The 692-nt window shown below is 76.6% G+C and carries 1 pseudogene; it reads left to right on the forward strand.

Annotated features, from left to right (window positions below):
* Window positions 1–63 precede the first annotated feature (63 nt).
* Window positions 64–692 (forward strand): annotated as a pseudogene (locus I5G_RS22800) (hypothetical protein); the annotation flags it as partial.

Raw genomic sequence — 692 nt, forward strand, 5'->3', positions numbered from 1 at the left:
GTCGACTCCGATCGGAAGCTTCCCGCGACACAGGGGGTGTTCGCCCGGCCCACGTCGGAGCGTGTGAACGCGACCGACGACCTGCTCACCGGCGGCGCCTACGTCGACCCGGGGTCCGTCCCCGCGCTCGCGGGAGCCCTCGCCCGCGTCCAGCTGATCGCCTCGTTCCCCGTCGAAGGCGGGTCCGTCGCGGCCGTCGACGAGTCCGCTCTCGCGCGCGCCGCCGACAAGGCCTCCGCGCAGGGCGCCACCCTCCCCAACGGATTTCCCGTCACGGTCTCGACCCGGCTCTCGGCCCTGCTGCACGACCTGCAGGCGCAGCAAGGCGCGCTCGAGACCCTCACCGCGGTGCTCGTCTCGGCCCCGTGGGGTGCCGCCGTCCTCGTGAGCGCGGTCGCGGTCGCCACAGCCGAGCGCCGGCGCCGATCCGAGCGCGTCCTGCTGTCGGCCCGTGGGTTGAGCCGGGCGCGGACGGCGGGTATCGCGGGCGGGCAGATGCTCCTCGCCGCCGTCCCGGGTGCGGCGGTGGGGTGGGCGCTGGCGTTCGTCCTCGCCCCGGATGCCACCCCCTCCGGGTTCCTCGTCGCGCTCGGGGCCGCCGCGGGGGCGGCGGTGCTCGCCGCCGGTGTCGCCGTGCTCGGCGTGGAGCCGCGCACGGTTCCGTCGGTCGTGCGGATCGCCGCCGAGGGGAT

This window comes from Microbacterium sp. B19 (genome assembly GCF_000333395.1).
GTDB lineage: Bacteria > Actinomycetota > Actinomycetes > Actinomycetales > Microbacteriaceae > Microbacterium.